The organism is Butyrivibrio sp. (assembly GCF_017635265.1).
In the GTDB taxonomy this organism is placed as follows: Bacteria; Bacillota; Clostridia; order Lachnospirales; family Lachnospiraceae; genus Butyrivibrio.
This window is the reverse complement of record NZ_JAGBLU010000031.1, coordinates 1-21879: the sequence shown is the minus strand read 5'-3', so window position 1 is coordinate 21879 and position 21879 is coordinate 1. Positions and strand designations below refer to the sequence as shown.

Here is a 21879-nt window from a genome sequence, read left to right as displayed (position 1 = left end):
ATGTAAACAAATATCAGTCTCCCTGGTGTATGATTAGTGTATATTTATGCTAAACATCAGGGAGGCTTTTGTATGTTTGGAATTAAAAACTCATTGCAGTCCAAGCTTGCCATGGCATTTTCCGTAGTAATCGCTGTAATTATGCTGATTACTATTTCTTTATATATAGAGAACTCTAAGAGTCTTGAGGCAAATGCTTATGAAAAAATGGAACAGGAGGGAGTGTATTTTAATGATGCGTTGAATTGGGATATTCAAAGCATTTTAGATTTGCAAATAGATTTTTTTAACAATAGAAAACTTCCATTTCTTGCTATTCCTAACATGGAAAAAAATGCATATGAGGAGAGAGAAGATGCACTTAGTGTTCAGGAACGAATATTGACTATTGTTGATTCCGGTAAGTTCGTATCCAAGGGGATTCTTTACATTCCAGGAACTGACTATTACATATCCGACAGTGAAATAAGAAGAATGAATGCTGATGATGTTAATAATATGCTTAACTACCTGAGTGTTGATAGCAGCGGACTTCAGCATGATGGACAGGATTTTTATTCAGTTAGGACAGGACAGAAAGGAAACATGTATACAGAGAATGCACAATTTGTTTTCGTGTTATTTTTCTCTACAGAAAAGATTCGTAATTATCTAAATGATACGTATGATGGAGAAAAAGGGAGCTTTATATATAATTCTCAAAGAAATGTACTCATATCGGATGATAATTCCTCAGAAATAGGAAAAGAGATATTGGGACGATTTAATGTAGATAATAACAAGCTCGACAGTTTAGAAAAGCAAAAGATAATAATTGCCGGTGAAAAATACTATGTCACTGTCAGTAGTCCCGGTGAGCTTGGAATATATGTTCAGTATATAAAAGAGTCTGTTGTAAAAAAAGGCTTAAGAACAATGCTTATATATTATGTTTTTTTCTTCATAGCACTGATTGTTATGTCTGCTTTATTTATTGCATATATTCATAAGATAGTTCACAAACCGATCATGGTGCTTATGGATGCATTTAATGAGATGAAAAAAGGTAATCTAAATAGTAGAATCCATCATAGTTCCAAAGATGAATTCTCTTATATTTATGAGGCTTTCAATGATACAGAGGATAAGCTAAATAAACTTATTGATGAGGTGTATGTCCAAAAAAACCTGGCGCAGAAGGCTCAAATGAAACAACTTCAGGCTCAGATTAGTCCCCATTTTCTGTATAATAGCTTTTTTATTTTATCCAGAAGAATAAAGAGAGAAGACATTGAAGGAGCGGAGAAACTTTCAATTCATCTTAGCAATTATTTCAAATATCTTACAAGAGACGGAGCTGACTACATTCTGCTTTATCAGGAGGTTGTGCATGCAAGAAGCTATGTAGCAATTCAGCAGGAGCGCTTTAGCGGAAGATTTACGGCGGAATTTGCAGAACTCCCTGATGAGCAGGGAAAAAGGTTAGTTCCAAGACTGATACTGCAGCCTGTTTTAGAGAATGCATTTGAGCATGGCCTTGAGGATAAAGCTGAAAACGCTCTTCTAAAGGTATCTTTTGCATATGTGGAAAATACATTTGTTATTATAGTGGAGGATAATGGAGAAGCTGTAACCCAGGCTTCAATCAATAGACTGAATGAACAGCTAAATAATAATGCAACAAAGGAAGTTACCGGACTTATAAACATTCACAGAAGGTTGAAAATTTATTTTGGAGAGGATTATGGAATTAGAATAAAGAGAAGCTCTCTTGGTGGACTAAGGGTAATGCTTGTTATTCCAAAGGAAATAGACTATGGTGCAGAATCTATTAATAGTTGATGATGAAAGAGAAATATTGTCCTGGCTTGAAGAAATGTTCAGATTCGAACATCCTGAGGAGTTATCTGTTTACACAGCTTCCTCAGCTTTAGAGGCTATAAAGCTTTTATCTAAAATTCGATTTGACGTCGTTCTTACAGATATAAAGATGCCTGGAATGGATGGAATTACCTTGTTTAAGCATGTTAAAGAAAACTGGCCAAGATGCAGGACAGTGTTTCTTACCGGGTATAGAAATTTTGAGGATATATACAGTGTCATAAATAACCCTGGTGTTAAGTACGTGCTTAAAAGCGAGGATGATGAGGTGATAAAAAGACAGGTAGAGGCTTCATTAACTGAAGCTAAAGAAGAAGTTTTAAAGCTTCAGAATCAGGATGCTTTGGATAAGCTTCTTGAAGAATCTGCCAGGCTTATGCTTAAAGATTTTTTTGACAGACTGCTGCGTGGGGAAAGAATAGAAAACATAGATGAGAAACTAAAAAAGCTTGGCTCACCTCTAAGAGATGATAAAGTGCTCTCTTTTCTTATCAGATTGGAAAGGGATGAAGAAAACGAAAATTTCTATTCCTTCAAGCTTTTAAAAGAAGGCATTTTTTCTGATGAGCTTAGAACAAGTATATCTGATAGATTTGCATTTTATGTTCATGATCTGGAGAATGACCTTATGCTTTTGATGGTTCAGCCCAATAACAAGCGGAAAAGCGACGAGGAATGGCAGATGGATTCATACATTATCCAGGGGGCATTGGAGTATGTCCAGGAACGTTTTTTGGCCACCGGCCAGGGATCTTTTTCTATTGTTGTTCCAAGGACGGCTCAGAACTTTGATAAACTGTGGGCAGAGCTTAAAATATTGAAGAGCCATCTGGCAGGATTTCTGGGAAGAGCCAGGGGTGCTATACTTTTGCCGCAGCTTGTCGGTAATAGTGATGCTTTGGAGGATAGAGGATCTGAATTATTTGGTCCGGATGTATATTCATATACAATGCGTATGCGAAACTATCTTGAGCTGCGCAAAAAAGAAAAGTATTTTGAAATACTTGATGAGATATCAGATTATATGATAAAGGCTCAAAGCATGCATGATCCTTATTCGCTCCAGATATATTACGGGATATCTGTTTTTCTTTTACAGTTCATAAACTCCAATAATCTGAATGAAGCAATTGCTTTTAAATCAGCACCGTATAAGCTTACTATGGCCCAGGCTCATGAATCCTGGAAGGATGCAGCAGACTACCTTGAAGAAATATCAAAAGCAGTATTTACGCTTTTAACAGATAATGACAGTTCTATCTCTGACAGGGCTCTTAAGAGAGTTATAGATTATATAGATGAGCATTTATCTGATGAGCTGTCATTAACTGCTTTGGCAGAGGTAGGAGGCTTCAATTCAAGTTACCTTTCAAGGCTCTTTAAGCAGGAAATGCAAAGAACACTTAGCGATTATATACTTGATAAGAGGATAGCTTTGGCAAAGAATCTTCTTGAAACCCCCGGAATACAAATACAGGCTGTGGCAGAAAAAACAGGGTATATTTCACCGCATTCTTTTACCAGAGCGTTTAAGATGGCAACAGGATTATCCCCGACCGAATACAGAGAAATGAGAATGGAACAAAAGTAGTAATCTAATGCAACCAATGTAAAAACATGCACATTTATTTTGAAAGCTTTCCAAAGATATAATGACCTTGTCAAAAAACATAGATGTTTATAATTCACAACAAAAGGTCATAGGAGGTTTATCATGAAGAAAAAAGCAGTTGCCATATTATTGTCGGCAACAATGGCATTATCATTAGCAGCTTGTGGGGAAAGCGCAAGAAAAAATGAAACAGACCAGATAAGTGATGTTTCAGACGCAGCTCAGAGTGAGAGCACAGAGGCAGCGGATAGTACAGAGGCGGTGCCTGAAGAAACAGTTAACTACTACGGTTTTGATGAGCAAGTAGATATCAAGATTGGAGTAAGCTATGCATCAGCAGCAGACTTTACTTTTTATGGAGGGGAAACTGTAGAGAATAACGCCTGGATGGACTTATATCATGAGAATAATATATTTCCGGAGATTCTCTATGAAGTTGATCCTTCTCAGGCTGATACTAAACTATCCACAGCAATCATGTCGGGAGATTATCCTGATGTGTTTACATCTACAGGGGCCGAATATCAGAATTATGTAGATTCAGAGGTAGTTGCGGATATTACAGAAGCATATGAAAAATACGCAAGCGATGAGCTTAAGGAATATATGACGGGATATGATGATGGAATGGCTCTTGAGAGCTTATACATTGATGGAAAGCTTTATGGGCTTCCTAAAGTATCAGATGCTAAGGCAAGTGCACATGTGATGTGGATCAGACAGGACTGGCTTGATAATCTGGGACTTGAGATTCCTACAACAATGGAGGAGTTAAAAGAGGTTGCGCATGCTTTTACTTATGATGATCCGGATGGGAACGGCAAGGATGACACCTATGGGTTGGTTCTTGATGGTATTAATGTTCTTAGCAGCTCAGTCGGAAATACAGAGCCTGTTTTTGAAGCTTTTGGAGCCTATCTTGGAACGAATGGCCTTACATACATAGAACAAGATGGAGAAATAGTATGGGGCGGAGCTGACACAGAAGCTATGAAGGCTGCACTTTCCTGGCTTCAGGAGGTGTATTCTGACGGAAGTCTTGCTAAGGATTTTATTACTATGGATTCTGAGAGCGTATTTAATGAAACCGGTGCAGGTAACTGTGGAATCTGGTTTGGGCCTAACTGGGGAGCAATGCAGCCTTCAGCAGGGGCTACTCAGAATGATATTAATTGTCATATGGTAGCGGCTGCTGTTCCTTCAGGAACAGGTTCAGCAACAAAGGCCTATGCTGCTTCCAGTGCGGGAACAATTTATTGTGTAAGCAGCCAGTGCGAAAATCCGGAGGTCCTTATAAAGCTCTTTAACCTCAGCGTCAAGTATCAAAATGCAGATCTTTGCACAGCAGAAGAATACAAGATGTATTTTGGAGATAGCGCAAATTTCACCGGATGGAAGACTTCTATAATTGGAGGAGAGGCTCCAAATGGACGTTCCACAAACAAGGCTATTTTGGCTGCCTTGGAATCAGGGGATGATTCTACTCTTACTTCGAAACAACTTGAAAACTATACTGCTATAAAAACTTATATTGATGCTGTGGCTGATGGAACGTTTGATCCTACAGATCCCACACATCAGAGAGGTCTTGCTCTCTATACAGTTCATGCAGATGAAAAGAGTGCCTGGTCAGTGCTTCACAAGATGATTGCTGATGATGACTATGTTCTTGCGGCTTATAATGGAATACCTTCTGATATGGTTTCAAGCGAATCAGCAACCCTGCAGAAGCTTCTCGTGGAAACTATTGTAAAGATAGTTACAAAAGCTCAGGATGTGGACAGTTATGATTCCTTTGTTGATACCTGGTATGCAATGGGTGGCCAGGACGCGATGGATGAGGCAAATGCAGCAAAGTAAGCATTACGATTAAGAAGATGCGAGAGGTTTAAGCCTCTCGCATTTTAACTAAAGAGGAACGAAGTATATGAGCAAGATTAAATTAAATAGAAAAAAGAGAAGCACAGACCAGTTGTTTTTTCATGGAATGTTGTTTTTGCCGGTGTTGTTTCTTTTTATATATCATTTTCTGCCTATTCCAGCAGGCATACTCATGTCATTTGAAAACTTTCAGCCAGGGAAAGGCTTTTTTGGATCTAAATTTGTAGGATTTGATAATTTTAAAAAGTTGTTTCTTTTACCCGATACTTTACCGGCACTTAGAAATACGCTGATAATTGCTATTGAAAAGATAGCTTGTAACATTGTCATTCCGGTAGGATTTGCACTTCTTCTTAACGAAGTACGTGTTAAGTTGTTAAAAAGAACTGTTCAGACAGTTACTTATCTGCCCTACTTTTTATCCTGGGTAATACTTTCAGGTATTTTGATAAAATTTTTGTCCCCAGGCTCAGCCGCTACAAGTCCGGGACTCTTTAATACGATTCTATTAAAACTGGGAATAATAAAAGAGGCGGTTTATTTTCTTGGGACCAATTCAACTTTCAGACAGACTATGGTAGTGAGTGATGTTTGGAAAAATTTTGGCTATAACACTATCGTCTATCTTGCGGCGCTTACAGGAATAGATCCGACTCTGTATGAAGCATCAGCAGTTGATGGAGCCGGAAGATGGAAGCAGACTGTTCACATTACCATTCCCGGTATTGCACCTTTCATTATTCTTATGACTGTACTGGCTATAGGAAATGTGTTAAGTGCAGGTTTTGATCAGATTTTTAATATGTACAACCCTGCTGTATATGAGACAGGTGATATTATTGATACATTGGTTTACAGACTGGGATTAGTAAATAAGCAGTTCTCTCTTTCAGCGGCGGTTGGTCTGTTAAAATCCATTGTTTCATGCATCCTTGTTCTTACAAGTTATAAGCTTGCGGATAAATTTGCAGGCTATAGGGTATGGTAAGGAGGAAACTTATGGAAATGAAAATCAAAAAATCTAAGGGAAGAATACTGTTTGAGGTTATAAATTTTATTATTATTGCATTTCTTACTATCAGTTGTCTTGTGCCAATAATCAATATTCTGGCATACTCTTTTAGTTCTTCGCAGGCAATTATCGAAAACCGTGTATCGATAATTCCTCAGGATTTTACACTTCAGGCATATAAATATGTGCTCAGTAATGCAAGATTTTGGACATCAATGAAGGTAACAGTACTTAGGGTAGTATTTGGAGTTATTGTAAATGTCATAATGATCATGCTGGTGGCATACCCCTTATCCAAACCTGATCACAAATTTCATGCCCGCAAGTACTATGTGGCATTTATGTTATGTGTTATGCTCTTTTCGGGTGGAATGATGCCTACTTATTTTATTGTTTCCAAGACAGGACTTATTGATACTTTGGCATCATTGATTCTTCCGGGGGCAGTGCCGGTGTTTTCATGCATTGTACTGATGAATTTCTTTAGGGGAGTCCCTGAAGAGCTTGAAGAATCTGCCTTGCTTGATGGCGCTAATCAGTTCCAGGTACTTTCAAAGATATATCTGCCTATATCAAAGCCATCAATAGCTACGGTCACATTATTTGCCCTGATAAATCATTGGAATTCCTGGTTCGATGGACTTATATATTCCAATCATACGGAGAATTATCCTATGCAGTCTTATTTGCAGACGCTGGTAACATCCACTTCTTTTTCACTTGAGGATATGGATGTCGATCGTATGCTTGATATGATGAATGTTAATGAGACAAATATGCAGTCGGCGATGATCTTTATTTCAATCATTCCCCTGATGCTTATCTACCCGTTTTTACAGAAATATTTCACCACAGGACTCACTGTTGGTAGCGTGAAAGGCTGATTATATGACTAATGATTTTTTTCCAGATGGAACTGAAATTGCAGAATTTTTCTATGATGGTAGTATTCCTCTTTTGCATGAGTATGGTAAAAGATATGTCATAACGGATTATGGGATTAAAAATGATAACGAAGTACATACCAGGAAAATCCAGGAGTTGATTGATAAGATACATTTAAACGGAGGCGGATGCATAGTTATTCCCAAAGGCATTTACAAGACCGGAGCTTTGCATCTTAAACAGGGAGTGAACCTTTTTATTGAAGAGGGCGGTACGCTTCTTGGAAGTGATGATATTTCGGATTACCCGGTTTGTGAGACCAGAATTGAGGGAGAGACTTGCCTCTATTTCCCTGCTCTGATAAATGCTGATTCTGTTGATGGACTTAAAATTGGAGGAAAGGGAACTATCGATGGAAATGGAATAAAATCGTGGCAGGCTTTCTGGATAAGACGAAAATGGAATCCTGATTGCACCAATAAGGATGAGCAAAGGCCGAGGTTATTATATCTTTCTGGCTGCACTAATGTTGTCATATCAGGCATTACCATGCAGAATTCCCACTATTGGACGAATCATATTTACAAGTGCCAATACGTGAAGTTTTTGGATTTAAAGATTTTATCACCTAAAGAGCCAATTAAAGCGCCGAGTACGGATGCAATTGATATAGATGTTTGCATGGATGTACTTATTAAGGGATGCTATATGTCTGTAAATGACGATGCTGTTGCACTTAAAGGGGGCAAAGGGAAAATGGCTAATTTGCTTCCTGAGAATGGGTCCAATCAGAGAATCGTGATTGAAGACTGTAAGTATGGTTTTTGTCATAGCTGCCTTACATTTGGCTCAGAGTCAGTTCATGACAGAAATATTATTATGAGACGAATACGTGTGGATTCAGGTTTTAATCTGATATGGCTTAAATTCAGACCTGATACGCCTCAGCATTATGAGTTTTGTAAGGTTTGCGAGGTTGACGGCCAGACGGATAACTTCCTTAACGTGTATAGATGGAAACAATTTGCAGAAAGGGACACCATAGAAACCCCTTCTTATTCTAAAGCAAATGATTTTGATATTTCCTACTGCGATGTGAAGTGCAAGAGGTTCTACAGCATGTCAGAGCTTGGTGAAGATTTTGATATAAAAAGATTTGCACTGTCTGATATTTGTGTTCAGGCAAATGAAAAAGGCAGCTGCCCTGAGTTTATAAAAGAGGTTAACGTTACGCTAACTATTGATTGAGGAAAATACAATGATTTTTGACATAAAAAATACTAATGAGCTGAGTGAGGAAGATTTTAGAAATCCCTCATCAGTATACCGGGGACTGCCATTTTGGTCATGGAACTGCAAAGTGACAAAAAAGCTGATTGATAAACAGCTGGTTATCTTTAAGGAAATGGGCTTTGGCGGAGTGGTAATTCATCCACGCACAGGCCTTGATACAGAGTACCTTGGAGATGAATACATTGAGCTTACAAAGTATGCTTCTCTAAAATGTGGGGAGATGGGGCTATATTGCTGGTTATATGATGATGACAGATTTCCTTCTGGGGCAGCGGGTGGAATTGTGACCAGGGAAATAAAAAACCGCGGAAGATATCTTGTTCTTCACAGTATTTCCCTGGAACAGGTTAATAATTATGACATCGTCTACTATGTGAAGCTTTCTGATTCGGGTAATCTGTCGGAATACAAAAGAATTACTGACTCAGATGATATAACACTTTCTAAGAACTCACAGATAAGAGCAGCTTTTGTAAAGCTTCTTGACGAAGAGAGATGGTTTGAGGGGCAGACTTATTTAGATACCTTGAACAAAGATGCTGTGGATGATTTTATAGACAGTACCCATAAGAAATACAAAGTAAAAATGGGAGAACTGTTTAACACTTCTTCTCCGGCTATTTTTACAGATGAACCAAGGATGGCGCCAAGGAAAAAGAACCTTCGCATTTCCAGTGCATTTTCTGAGGAAGATATCCTGATTCCATACTCGGAAAGTGTTGCTGATTTCTATAAATCTAACTACAAAGAGGATATTTTTGATATGCTGCCTGAATACGTATGGGACGACCAAAGTGGCAGACCTTCTACTTTTAGATACAGATATCAGGATGCCCTTTCGGAATGCTTTACCAGAGCATTTATGGACAACATTGCAGACTGGTGCAAAGAAAACGGAATTGCAATGACTGGGCATGTACTTTCTGAGGATAGCCTTACATCTCAGATATATGCCTTGGGTGAATGTATGAGAGTCTATAGGAAAATGGATATTCCAGGAATTGACGTCCTTGTGGATGATAGGAATTTTCTCGCAGTAAAGCAGGCTGTAAGTGTGCAAAGGCAACTTGGCAAAGAAGGTGTTGTGAGCGAGCTCTATGGAGTAACTCAGTGGGATTGCAGCTTTAAGACCTTTAAATTGCAGGGAGACTGGCAGGCGGCTCTAGGAGTGACCTTTAGAGTCCCTCATCTTTCATGGATGTCAATGGAGGGGGAAGCTAAAAGAGACTGGCCTGGATCTATCTTTTATCAGTCACCCTGGTATAAAAAGTTTAGTATTATCGAGGATTATTTTGGGAGATTAAACTTATGTTTATCCAGGGGGAAAGCCATTGTAAGAGTTGGCATGATTCATCCGGTTGAAAGCGCATGGCTTTACATGGGAGCTGGAGATATACTTGGAGATAAGCTAAAAAGCTATGATAACGCCTTTTCAGAGACAGTGAGCACACTTCTTAAAGCGACTATTGATTATGACCTTATTTCAGAATCTATTCTGGCTGATAATACGCAGATTTTATCGGATTATGAAGCCATTATTCTTCCAAGAATGTTGACTATAAGAAGTACCACCTTGAAATGCCTGGATGCATTTTTGAAAAACGGCGGTAAAGTAATTATTCTTGGGCAAAAACCGAGGCTTATTAATGGAAAAACACCTGACGAGCATCTTGACAGACAAGCTATTTTATATCTGACAGATATCTGTAAATGTGAAAATGTTTTTTGTGACATTGATCTGATTGATGCGTTAAGTATTTATAGAGATATTATGATCAGGAATGCGGATGGTCTTTTGTCTGAGAATATCTTTTACCAGTTAAGAAAAGATGGGGAATGTATGTGGCTTTTCTTATCCCATGTGTATCCCAAGAAGAGCGACTGCACTAAGGCGGAGCATTATACAGTCAATATAAAAGGATTATTATGCGCCCAAAGATATGATGCGCTAAGTGGGGAAATATCGGATTTTATGCTTTCCTATAATGACGCAGAGACTTCTTTTGAATGGGAGTGTTACGGCGAGGATTCATTGTTACTTAGGCTAAGGAAAGGTATACCTGAGGTTAAAGATGAAAGTCAAACTTTTATAGATAAGGATCATGAGCTTCTCTTAAACAACGCTTTAGAACAGGAGAATGTAACCGTTCTAAAAAAACTCATATCTGTGACCAGAGATGAGCCCAACATGCTTTTACTTGATAGGGCTAAGGTTCTGGTCGACAGTGAATTTGAGTTTGAAGAAGACGACATACTAAGGCTCGACAACAAGATAAGGCGAAAAATTGGCTTTACGCCTCATGGCGATGAGGTTGAGCAGCCATGGTTTTTAGATGAAAAGGAGACGCATGAAGTTACACTTGAGTATTTATTTGAATCTGAAGCTGATCTTAATGATGTAACCTTGGCCTTAGAGCATCCGGAAATGGCTACCATCTTATTAAACGACAATGAAATACCTTTTATAGATCAGGGCTATTATGTGGACGAGTGCATAAGGATAACACCAATAAGCCCCTTAAACAAAGGGACAAACAGGCTTGTGATCAAAGTATTATATAATCAGAAAAGCAGCCTTGAGCCGATATATCTTTTGGGCAATTTTGGAGTGAAGCTGATTGGAAATAAAGGAGTTTTAACCTCAGAAGAAGACAAAGGACTTGGAGATGTAACAAGACAGGGACTTCCTTTTTACACGGGAAACCTTAACTATTCCTTTTTGTTTGAATCTTTTTCTGACAAGGAGTATACATTACAATTGTTGGATTTAAGCGCTCCTGTCGCGTCAGTATATGTTGATGGCAAGGAAGTGGGAAATATCGCTTTTTCCCCTCATAGACTGTCACTTGGACATATACAAAAGGGGCAGCATACTATTACGGTTAAGCTTTATGGAAACCGTCACAATGGTTTTGGTCCGCTTCATAATGCCAACGAAGATTTTTTGTGGGTGGGACCTGCAGCCTATAGGATGGAGGGAGAAAACTATACGTCCTCATATATTATCAGAGAATGGGGGTTAAAAAGTGAGCCAATAGTGTATTGAAATCTTTTTTTGCTTGATTACAGATGTATCTTATTCCTACATCGTGGTATACTCATAACTGAAGTACAATTGATATATTGAGGTTTTAGATGGATATTCAAAAGAAACAACAGCTCCTTGATCTTATCGATAAAGCGGGGAAGGGCAGTATCGAAGCGGCTGAGGAGATAGCTCTGGCTTATTTTACAGGAAGTCTTGAAGGAAAAAAGAATCTTGTGAAAGCTAAAAAATGGGCTTCATACGCGGCAAAACATGGAAGTGAAAGGGCTGCGGAAATTCTTAATAAGTTAAGTTAGCATGACTTCTTGAACTGAATTTCAGAAATCCGCATATACTGCGGATTTCGTGAGAATATGAGTAAAAAACTGAATAGAAAAAATAAAAAAACAGGAGAAGGCTATGGGGAATGTAATGGGGAAAAAGGCTCTTCAGGCAATTGTGTGCTATGATGACCTTTTAGAAAAGCTGGATTTAAAAGTAGATACTCCGGTTATTTTTAATCTTTCCGATGAGAGAAAAAAGCAGATAGAGAGGTCGGTATATGGACATAATCCATTTCCCGGTCTTCTTAAGCTGGTTCTTTTATCACTCAGAAAAAAGGCTGTCAAGCGCCTGTACGAAGATGAGAAAGTTCTTCAGACAGGACCGGCTGCGGCTATTCTTGCACTTGATTCTGTGCTTGTTCAGGAAATTGGTAATATAAGGAATAACATAAAAGAAAAGCAGCCTGTCATATGCGATGTTGATTTGGCAGGGCTTCAGGTAGTAAGGCTTTACATGAGTTCATATGAAGGGAACAAGGAGTTTGTTAAGGCGAGGTACAACTCTGCAGTTCGCGTGGACAATGCATTAAACGGTTCTTTTTACAAATATAAGACAAAAGACAAAAGAAAGTTTTCTGCGCATGTTTATTATGAGTCTCAGAAAAAAATAATGATGGATACTTTAGGAATCACGAAAGAGCCTGAAAAATTTGTCCTGAGCTCACTTCCATTTGACAAGATTCTTACAGCCAGGGCGGTAAGAAATTGGAACGCTGCAGAGCTTGAAGAGAAGACCTTTGAAAACGGAGCCTGTGGATGCATGATCCGCACCAGGCAGGAATGGGAAGAAAGTGAAGTTGGAAAAGCAGTATGTGAAATGCCGCTTTTCAGGCTGACTAAAGAAAAGGCAGATGTTAAAAAGAAGCTTGGAAAATACGACAAGGAAAGAGGTCCGCTTTCAGGTATAAAAGTTCTGGATCTTACACATATTATTGCAGGGCCTGCGTGTACCAGACTTCTTGCGGAAGCAGGCGCTGACGTTCTCATGGTCAGAAGAGGCAAATACGCGGAACAGGAACAGGCGATGCTTGAGCTTGACGGATGGGCAGGCAAGAGAAGTATTCAGCTTGATTTTAATAATCCCAAGCAGCTTGAAAAGGCCAAAAAGCTTGTTAAGGAAGCGGATATTGTTGTTTGTTCTTATCAGGTTGGAGCCTTGGATAAATTTGGACTTTCGGAAAAAGATATTCACAAGTTAAATCCAAATGTTATCTATGGTAGTTTACGGTGTTTTTCTGATACCGTCTGGAATGAAAGACCGGGGTGGGCCCCATGTGCAGAAGATATTACAGGACTTAGTGTGCGAAATGGATCATTAAAAAAGCCTGTGAACCTTAACGGTGTACCTCTTGATTATATTCCGGGAATGATTCTTTGCGCCGGAATATTAAAGGCTCTGAAACTGCAGCTTACAGAGGGTGGAAGTTATACAGTTACAGGTTCTCTATCAAGAGGTGGATACTGGCTTCATGAGTGTACAGATATTTGGGAAAAATCCGAGGGAAGAGTGACCTTTGATACCAGAAAAAGCACAATAGTACATAATTCCAAGGTATCTGCATGGAATGAAGTATTCACTAAAGTTCCCGATACTGCTGTAGGAGATGTCTATTTTACAACTCCTGCTACCAATATAGGAAAAGAAGATAATACATACAGAAACGGGAATATGTATTTTAATGATGGGAAGATTGGGTTTAGGAAAAAAGCATAAATCACTTTGGGGGCTATTATGAAACTTAATTATAAGAGAACTATATTTATTGGTTTTGCATTTTTATCAATCTGCGCTTTTTGGCAGTTCTACGACAATGAAATACCAAAAATCCTAAAATATAGTTTTAATCTTGGGGAAACTGCTACCGGTGCGATTATGGCACTTGATAATGTATTTGCTCTGTTTTTACTTCCATTATTCGGAACACTGTCAGATAGAACCAATACAAAGTTAGGAAAAAGAATTCCCTATATTTTGGCAGGAACTTTTTTGGCAATTGTTTTTCTGGTAACACTTATTCAAGTGGCAAGACCAAGTGGGAATCTTGTGTTCTTTATAATTATTCTTTTAATGCTCCTTGTTTCCATGGGAATATACAGATCGCCCGCAGTATCACTTATGCCTGATCTTACACCGGCACCGCTTCGAAGTGCAGGAAATGCGGTTATCAATCTAATGGGAGCACTTGGCGGAGTCTTTACTTTGGTTATGACAATTGTTCTTTTAAAGTCCGCTGATAATCCTGCTGATACCAATTACACACCGCTTATGCTTAGTATTGTGATACTTATGGCGGTTTCTGTTTGTATTCTCGTATTTACTACAAGAGAAAAAGAGATAAAAAAGCAAATAGAAAAAGAGGGCGGCCTTAAGTCTTTGGGAGAGCAGATTGAGAAGGAAGAAAATACTTCTGATTCTGCCAAAAAGCTTCCGAAGGAAGTATATAAGAGCCTTTGTTTTCTTCTTATGTCAGTCGCTTTCTGGTATATGGCTTATAATGCAGTTACAACTGCTTACACCAGATATGTTGAGGAAGTCTGGAACCTTCGCGACGGAGGATATGCAACTACACTTCTTATAGCTACAGTGGCAGCAGTACTTAGCTATATTCCTATCGGTTTTATTTCCGGAATAATAGGCAGAAAAAAGACTATTCTTGGCGGTGTCATTATTATGACTATATGTTACCTTGTGGCAGCATTTATGCCTAGTTATTCAAGTTCGATAAACATATTTTTTGCACTTATCGGAATAGGCTGGGCTGCAATAAATGTCAACTCTTATCCGATGGTAGTTGAGATGAGTAAATCCGGGGATATTGGCAAATATACAGGAACATATTATACATTTTCGATGGCAGCGCAGGTATTTACGCCAATTCTTTCGGGAATGCTTCTTGAGTACATTTCATACAGAACACTTTTTCCCTATGCAGTTGTTTTTTCGGTGCTGGCTTTTTGTTCAATGATGATGGTAAAGCATGGAGATGTTAAGCCACCCAAAAAAGAGAATATACTTGAAAACTTCGATGTTGATGATTGAGATTGCAATTATAAAAAATACATAAAAACGAGGAAAAGATTGACGATATATAGTACAATTATGTCATGATTAGACGACATGGCCTTGTTGAAAAGTTAATAATTTTCTTTTTTATTCTGTTGGTTTCCGTGTTGGCACTAACAGGCTTTAGTGCGTATTTTAGCCAGTTAAGTGTTTACAGGGAACAATCTGAAAAAAAGCTCCAGAATACGGTCACTTTTTTATCAGAACTTATGAAGGCTGATGGGAGGGATTTTCTTGCCTATCAGGAGCTTTCTATTGCTCTTAAAGATGAGATAAATATTCCGGCTGATTTTGATGGCAATTATCATGAAGCTAAAATTGCTTTTTACAATGCGTTTAACAGAAAATATCCGGGGAAAACTCCCGGTGAAGAAGTGCCTTATAAGGCTATGCCCCAAAAACTTCAGATATTGTATGTTACGTATAGACAAGAATACTGGATGCATATATTTGAATCCACTAGTGAAAATTTTGGTGTCTTTTACACATATTACCTGGTTCCTACAGGTGAAGAAGAGCATGTATATTATATTATTGATCCTGTACCTGAAACAAAAACTGTTGATGGTAAAGATTTTATAGTGCTTGACCAGGATATATATGAAGCTACTGAGGAGCACGAACACTTATGGCAGGCATTGAAAACAGGTAAATTTACGCCTGGCTATGATGTATTTGATAATGAGTATGGACATACCTACGCATGTTATTATCCTCTGGTAATAGAAGACGTGACAGTAGGAGTTGTAGGAGCTGAAATTGAAATAGAAAACGTGAGCAATACTATTTTTAAAAATGCTGTCAGGCAAACCATTATTATGGCGATACTAATGGTTTTATTTGGTGGAGTATTGTCTTTTGTAATTGGTTCCAAGTACATTAAGAGATTACTGGAGTTAAAGGATGATGTAGTTTACTTTACTGAAACCAGAGATGAAACAGTGGTTGACAGAGTTAATTCCAGGATAAAAGGAAATGATGAAATACATGATCTGGCAGTTCAGATTTCCATCATGATCTCATCAATAAGAATTTACATGAATAGTCTTATTGAAACAAACAGGCTTCTTACAGAGGCGCAGGATAAGATAAGAACTGTTAATGAACTTGCTAACAAAGACGCGCTTACAGGTATTAGAAACAAAACCTCTTATGACGAAGAAGTTAAGAAAATAGAACACCAAATAGCAAATGAAGGCTTTGATAAGTTTGGAATCGCCATGGTTGATCTTAATTACCTGAAGGTCATCAATGACAATTATGGGCATGAGAAGGGAAATATATCTATTAGGAAAATATGTATGATAGTGTGTAAGAATTTTGCTCATTCTCCTGTTTTCAGAATAGGAGGAGATGAGTTTGTTATTGTCCTTGAAAATGAAGACTATGACAATGCTTCTTTTCTTGTGGAAAAGTTCAGAAGTACTTTGGAAGAAATCGCAAGAGATGATTTTTTAGAGCCATGGGAGAAGGTGTCAGCTGCAATTGGCTGGACAATGTTTGATCCTGAAAATGATAAAGGAGTGCAGAGCGTATTTAAAAGAGCAGATAACCTGATGTATGAGGACAAAAAGGCAATGAAGGCTGCAAGAGAATAAAGTATTTATGAGGTAATGAATGCTTATGAAACAGATTCGGAAAATCAAAGATATTGATAAAAAGTGGTTAAGGTTTTTGGTGAGATTTATTTCTGTTGTGGTATGGCTTTCTTTGACAAGACTGTGTGTGTACTGTTCACTGCATGCAGATAATATGATATTTCACAGATGGGGGATCATTTTTGCTACTTTTTTTCTGCTGCCATATCTGCTTCTTGGAGGGCTTTACGGGTATCTTCTTGCATATGCAGCCTTTTTTCTGTCTTTTCTAACAACATTTTTTATTAGCATGGATACTGTCTATTTCATGGCAATTTATCTGGTGGCCACCACGTGTTTTGCTCTGTTTGGGCAGTATTTTTGGTTTAAGACCAGGAAAAAGACTATTTTGGCGTGCTTATATACGCTTTTAGCAACTTCATTTACTGAAGTGATCTGTTTGACTGTAATTCAAAATGAAGAATATGATATTTCGGCGCTAAAACATCTCACAATATATTTATCAAGGGATGTAGTTCTTATATTTGCTGTTGGCTTTGCACTTCATTTCTTTTTTACAAAAGCTCCTGATATTTGTAAGCTGCCTTTTCCGATTGCCACAGGATACACAGATGCATATCAAAAAAATGCAGAGATTCAGAGAACATATAGAAAAACAAGGGTAAGTGTCAAAATAACAACGATAATAATAGGGATTGAAGTTTTTTTGGGAATATCTGCTGCGGCGTTTATGATAGCTCTTTTTCCTGACATGAAAGACGTTATGATCAATAGCCTTAAGAACAATAAGGAAGCAATGGATGCTGTCATTGAAGAAAATCTTGGTAAAGATACTGACATAACAAGCGATGATTTTGCCAAAGGAATTGGAATGCTTGAGTTTACATTTGATACATCTGTTATCAATTATGATATAAAAATGGTTCTTTTGCTGCTTTGTGTAGGTGTCCCCCTTGGAGGCTTTGCCAATTATTACACGAAGATGTCTATAGGTGCGCCTCTTGGTGTACTCTCTGATTTTATGTACGAATTTGCCAATGCAGATGATGATGAAAAGCTTAAAGTCGGGAAAAAAATTGATAAGATAAAATCCGGAACAAGGGATGAAATAGGTGTGGTTTTTGAGTCTTCGCGGACTATGGTTCATTCCATTGAAGACTATATCGGAAGGATTGAGGAAGAGCAGAAATTAAAGACTGAGCTTGAGGTTGCCAAACAGTCAAGTGAAGCAAAAAGCAGTTTCCTGTCAAATATGTCTCACGAAATAAGGACACCTATAAACGCTGTTCTGGGAATGAATGAGATGATAATCAGAGAAACCAATGATCCACAGATAGAAGAGTACGCCCAGAATGTAAAAAGTGCAGGCAACTCTCTTTTGGGAATTGTAAATGATATTCTTGATTTTTCAAAAATCGAGGCAGGAAAAATGGACATTTTACCTGTGCCCTATCATTTAGGCTCTATGATAAATGATCTTCTTAACATGATAGCAACAAAGGCTCAGGACAAGGGATTAAAACTGGAAATAAATGTGGATGAGACAATTCCGTCTTCTCTTTTTGGAGATGAAATAAGAATCAAGCAATGTGTCACAAATATTCTTACCAATGCAGTGAAGTATACGGAGGAAGGCTCTGTTACCATGAACGTATCATATCGCAAGGAAGATGAAAATAACATTTTCCTGAGATTTCAGGTGGTGGATACGGGAATAGGAATAAAAGAGGAGGATCTTAACAAGCTCTTTTCACCGTTTGAAAGAATTGAAGAGATAAGGAACAGATCCATTGAGGGAACAGGACTTGGAATGAGCATTGTAAAAAAGCTTCTTGCACTGATGGATACTAAGCTGGAAGTTAAGAGTGTTTACGGAGAAGGGTCTGATTTTTCTTTTGAAGTAAGGCAGCAGGTATTTTCGTGGGAAGAGCTTGGAGATTTCAAGCAAAAATATAAGGAATATTTAAACAGCCTGAAAAAATACCATGAAAAGTTCAGGGCGCCGGAAGCTGAAATTCTGGTTGTGGATGATACAGTAATGAATCTGACGGTTGTAAAAGGGCTTTTAAAGAATACACAGATAAGGATTGATACTGCCGAGAGCGGAATGGAAACTCTTGAAAAGGTTAAACAGAAGCATTATGACGTTATTTTTATAGATCACAGGATGCCGGAGATGGATGGAGTTGAGACTCTGGCAGCAATGAAGACACTGGAAGGTAATAAGAATATCGGAGTTCCGTGTATTGCTCTTACTGCAAATGCCGGATCAGGGGCAAGAGAAGAATACATTGCAGCAGGGTTTGATGATTATCTTTCGAAGCCGGTAAATGGTGAGACGCTGGAAGATATGCTGTATAAGCTTCTTCCAAAAGAAAAACTGCAAACTGCAGGCAGCGAGGATGAGGCGATAACAGAGTCTTCTGATTCAAAGCTGAAAGAAGAAACAAGTCATGAGGATTTCCTCGATGCTCTTGAGGGGATTGATCTTAAGGAAGCACTAAATAACTGCGGCAGCCGTGAGGTTTTGACTACGGTTGTAAAGGAGTTTTTGATAAGTCTTAATAAAAAAGCTGATGACATAGAAAATTTTGCCCATAGCAAAGACTTTAGAAACTACACGGTTGCGGTTCACGCTCTTAAGAGTTCTGCAAGGCTTGTGGGAGCTATGAAACTGTCCAAAGAAGCAGCATACCTTGAGAAGTGCGGCAATGATGAGAATGAAGCAGAGATTGCAGAAAAAACGCCACAACTGTTATATCTTTACAGGAGCTATAAGGATAAATTCAAGGCAGCAGCAGAAAACGAAGATGATTCGGATTTACCGGAGATTTCAGAGGATGAGCTTTTAAGTGCATTTTCAGATATAAAAGAGCTTGTTGAGGCCTATGATTATGATACTGCGGATGGAATCATGGATATGCTGAAAGGATATAAAATACCGGATTCCTACAAGGAAAAATATAAAAAGGTAGCGGAGTTTATGGCTTTAGTAGATAGAGATTCACTGCTTTCTATCCTATGACAAGGAGAACGTAAATGGAAAAAAGAGTATTACTTATAGGCGGCGGAAAGAGCTTTATGGTTACATCAATTGCCAAGGAGTTAAAGGAAAAGAATTTTGAAGTGGTTCAGGCAAGTGCAAATGTAACAGAAGTGGAGAGAATAGAGAATAAACCAAAGGTATATCTTATCTATATAGATGATCTTGAAGATATGATGGAGTTTCTGGTTTATATAAGAGATCAGGCTGTTGAAGACGATCTGTCAATAAGCATTATCGGATCTCCTGATGAAATAAACAAGATAAGAGTCAGTGTGCCACAGGACAGGATAGCGGCAATTTTTGAGCGCCCTGTGAATGTAAAAGAACTTGGAAACAAAATGATTGAAGTTGTGGAGAAAGAAGATCTGCGCCTTCAAAAGAAAAAAATTCTGGTAGTAGATGATGATGGAACAATGCTTCGAACTATTAAGAGCTGGCTTTCTGAAAAATATCAGGTTTTTATGGTTAATTCCGGAATGGCAGCCATAACCTTTTTGGCAAAAAATGAAGTTGATCTGATACTTCTTGATTATGAAATGCCGGTTACTACAGGACCTCAGGTTCTAAAAATGTTAAGGTCAGAACCTTCAACCAGTAGTTTGCCTGTAATGTTTTTGACTGTAAAGAGCGACAAGGAAAGTGTAATGCAGGTCATTGATCTTAAACCTGAGAAATATCTTTTAAAGACAATGCCACCTGCTGAACTGATTGCCAATATTGATGAGTTTTTTGAAAAACAAAAGGCAAAAAAATTCAACTGAAAAATGATTGAAAATGCACAATAATTAAGCGTTTTCGAATAACTTTCCACCGGTATTATATGATAAAATTTTATTGGGTTACCAGCGGCAAAGCCGCAAAATTACAAACGGAGGAAGGTTATATGGCAAACAGAATATCACTTAACGGAACATCCTATCATGGGGCAGGGGCAATCAATGAGATTGTAAATGAAATCAATGGACATGGCTTTAAAAAGGCTTTTGTTGCATCAGATCCAGATCTAATCAAGTTCGGTGTAACAGCTAAGGTTACAGACCTTTTAGAAAAGGCTGGTATTCCTTTTGAAATTTATTCAGATATTAAGCCAAATCCAACTATTGAGAACGTAAAAAACGGCGTTGAAGCATTTAAAAAGTCCGGGGCTGATTGCATCGTAGCAGTAGGTGGTGGTTCATCTATGGATACATCAAAGGCAATCGGTATTATCATTACAAATCCGGAGTTTGCAGATGTTCGCTCACTTGAAGGCGTAGCACCTACAAAGAATCCTTGTGTTCCTATTATTGCAGTTCCTACTACAGCCGGAACAGCAGCTGAGGTTACAATCAATTACGTTATTACAGATGTAGAAAAAGAGAGAAAGTTTGTTTGTGTAGATACACATGATATGCCTATCGTTGCAGTTGTTGATCCTGAAATGATGGGTTCAATGCCTAAGGGACTTACAGCAGCTACAGGTATGGATGCTCTTACACATGCTATCGAAGGTTATACAACAAGAGCAGCCTGGGAGATGACAGATATGTTCCATCTCGAAGCTATCAGACTTATTTCAAAGAATCTTCGCGGAGCTGTTGAAAATACCAAAGAAGGTCGTGAGGGAATGGCACTTGGCCAGTATATCGCCGGTATGGGATTCTCTAATGTCGGACTTGGTATCGACCATGCTATGGCACATACTCTTTCAGCTCATTATGACACACCACATGGTGTTGCATGTGCTATGTTCCTTCCTATTTCCATGGAGTTCAACCGCGAATATACAGGAGAGAGACTTCGCGAAGTTGCAAGAGCAATGGGTGTAGAAGGCGTTGACAATATGAGTCAGGAAGAGTACCGCGATGCAGCAATTGCAGCAGTTAAGAAGCTTTCTGAGGATGTAGGAATTCCGAAGACTCTTGATAAGATCAAGGAAGAGGATCTTGATACACTTGCTACAGATGCACTTAATGATGCATGCTATCCAGGAAACCCAAGAGAAGCTACTAAAGAGCAGGTTATCGAAATGTTCCGCATGCTGATGGCATAAAAGCATGCATTCTTAAATTAAAATTTTAAGAATAAAAAGTGATAACAGGGATTGTTTGGCGCTTGGCACTCATACAATCCCTGTTATTTTATTGTGTAGCATCTTTAATAAAACCCCCTGCTATGCAGGGGGACAACAGCTGCTTTAGCTTAAAGTAGAAAAACTCCGATATTACAAGATTTTTGGGTTCGCCAACCAAGCTTGAATAAAGGAGTTTTGGCTCATAT

The 21879-nt window shown here is 38.4% G+C and carries 14 protein-coding genes; all 14 read left to right on the top strand.

Annotated features, from left to right (window positions below; genetic code table 11):
• Positions 1 to 72 precede the first annotated feature (72 nt).
• The 14 genes from J6O61_RS04750 to fucO all read left to right on the top strand — a co-directional run bounded on the left by J6O61_RS04750 (position 73) and on the right by fucO (position 21652).
• Positions 73 to 1821, top strand: coding sequence for a sensor histidine kinase (locus J6O61_RS04750; RefSeq protein ID WP_292210236.1), 1749 nt, complete (start codon positions 73 to 75; stop codon positions 1819 to 1821).
• Complete coding sequence (locus J6O61_RS04745; protein WP_292210233.1) at positions 1796 to 3451, top strand: response regulator; 1656 nt, start codon at positions 1796 to 1798, stop codon at positions 3449 to 3451. The genes J6O61_RS04750 and J6O61_RS04745 overlap by 26 nt, the downstream gene beginning before the upstream one ends.
• 123 nt (positions 3452 to 3574) lie before the next feature.
• Positions 3575 to 5332 (top strand): extracellular solute-binding protein, encoded by a 1758-nt coding sequence (locus J6O61_RS04740; RefSeq protein ID WP_292210230.1) that lies wholly within the window; start codon positions 3575 to 3577, stop codon positions 5330 to 5332.
• A gap of 67 nt (positions 5333 to 5399) precedes the next feature.
• A complete protein-coding gene (locus tag J6O61_RS04735) occupies positions 5400 to 6341 on the top strand; it encodes an ABC transporter permease (RefSeq protein ID WP_292210228.1) in 942 nt (313 codons plus the stop codon).
• Between the two features lie 11 nt (positions 6342 to 6352).
• A complete protein-coding gene (locus J6O61_RS04730; RefSeq protein ID WP_292210226.1) occupies positions 6353 to 7249 on the top strand; it encodes a carbohydrate ABC transporter permease in 897 nt (298 codons plus the stop codon).
• A gap of 4 nt (positions 7250 to 7253) precedes the next feature.
• Positions 7254 to 8498, top strand: a complete 1245-nt coding sequence (locus J6O61_RS04725; RefSeq protein WP_292210224.1) for a glycoside hydrolase family 28 protein — start codon at positions 7254 to 7256, stop codon at positions 8496 to 8498.
• Positions 8499 to 8508: 10 nt separating this feature from the next.
• A complete protein-coding gene (locus J6O61_RS04720) occupies positions 8509 to 11589 on the top strand; it encodes a hypothetical protein (protein ID WP_292210222.1) in 3081 nt (1026 codons plus the stop codon).
• A gap of 89 nt (positions 11590 to 11678) precedes the next feature.
• Entirely contained in the window at positions 11679 to 11885 is a 207-nt protein-coding gene (locus J6O61_RS04715) for a hypothetical protein (RefSeq protein ID WP_292210221.1), read from the top strand.
• 103 nt (positions 11886 to 11988) lie between these two features.
• The gene (locus J6O61_RS04710) at positions 11989 to 13626 is read left to right on the top strand and encodes a CoA transferase (RefSeq protein WP_292210220.1); all 1638 of its coding nucleotides are present in this window, start codon (positions 11989 to 11991) and stop codon (positions 13624 to 13626) included.
• 18 nt (positions 13627 to 13644) lie between these two features.
• A complete protein-coding gene (locus J6O61_RS04705; protein WP_292210218.1) occupies positions 13645 to 14952 on the top strand; it encodes an MFS transporter in 1308 nt (435 codons plus the stop codon).
• Between the two features lie 65 nt (positions 14953 to 15017).
• Positions 15018 to 16574, top strand: a complete 1557-nt coding sequence (locus J6O61_RS04700) for a GGDEF domain-containing protein (RefSeq protein ID WP_292210214.1) — start codon at positions 15018 to 15020, stop codon at positions 16572 to 16574.
• Positions 16575 to 16593: 19 nt separating this feature from the next.
• Positions 16594 to 19599, top strand: coding sequence for an ATP-binding protein (locus J6O61_RS04695; protein ID WP_292210212.1), 3006 nt, complete (start codon positions 16594 to 16596; stop codon positions 19597 to 19599).
• A gap of 14 nt (positions 19600 to 19613) precedes the next feature.
• Complete coding sequence (locus tag J6O61_RS04690; RefSeq protein ID WP_292210210.1) at positions 19614 to 20381, top strand: response regulator; 768 nt, start codon at positions 19614 to 19616, stop codon at positions 20379 to 20381.
• 122 nt (positions 20382 to 20503) lie between these two features.
• Positions 20504 to 21652, top strand: coding sequence for a lactaldehyde reductase (fucO, locus tag J6O61_RS04685; RefSeq protein ID WP_292210208.1), 1149 nt, complete (start codon positions 20504 to 20506; stop codon positions 21650 to 21652).
• Positions 21653 to 21879: the final 227 nt, after the last annotated feature.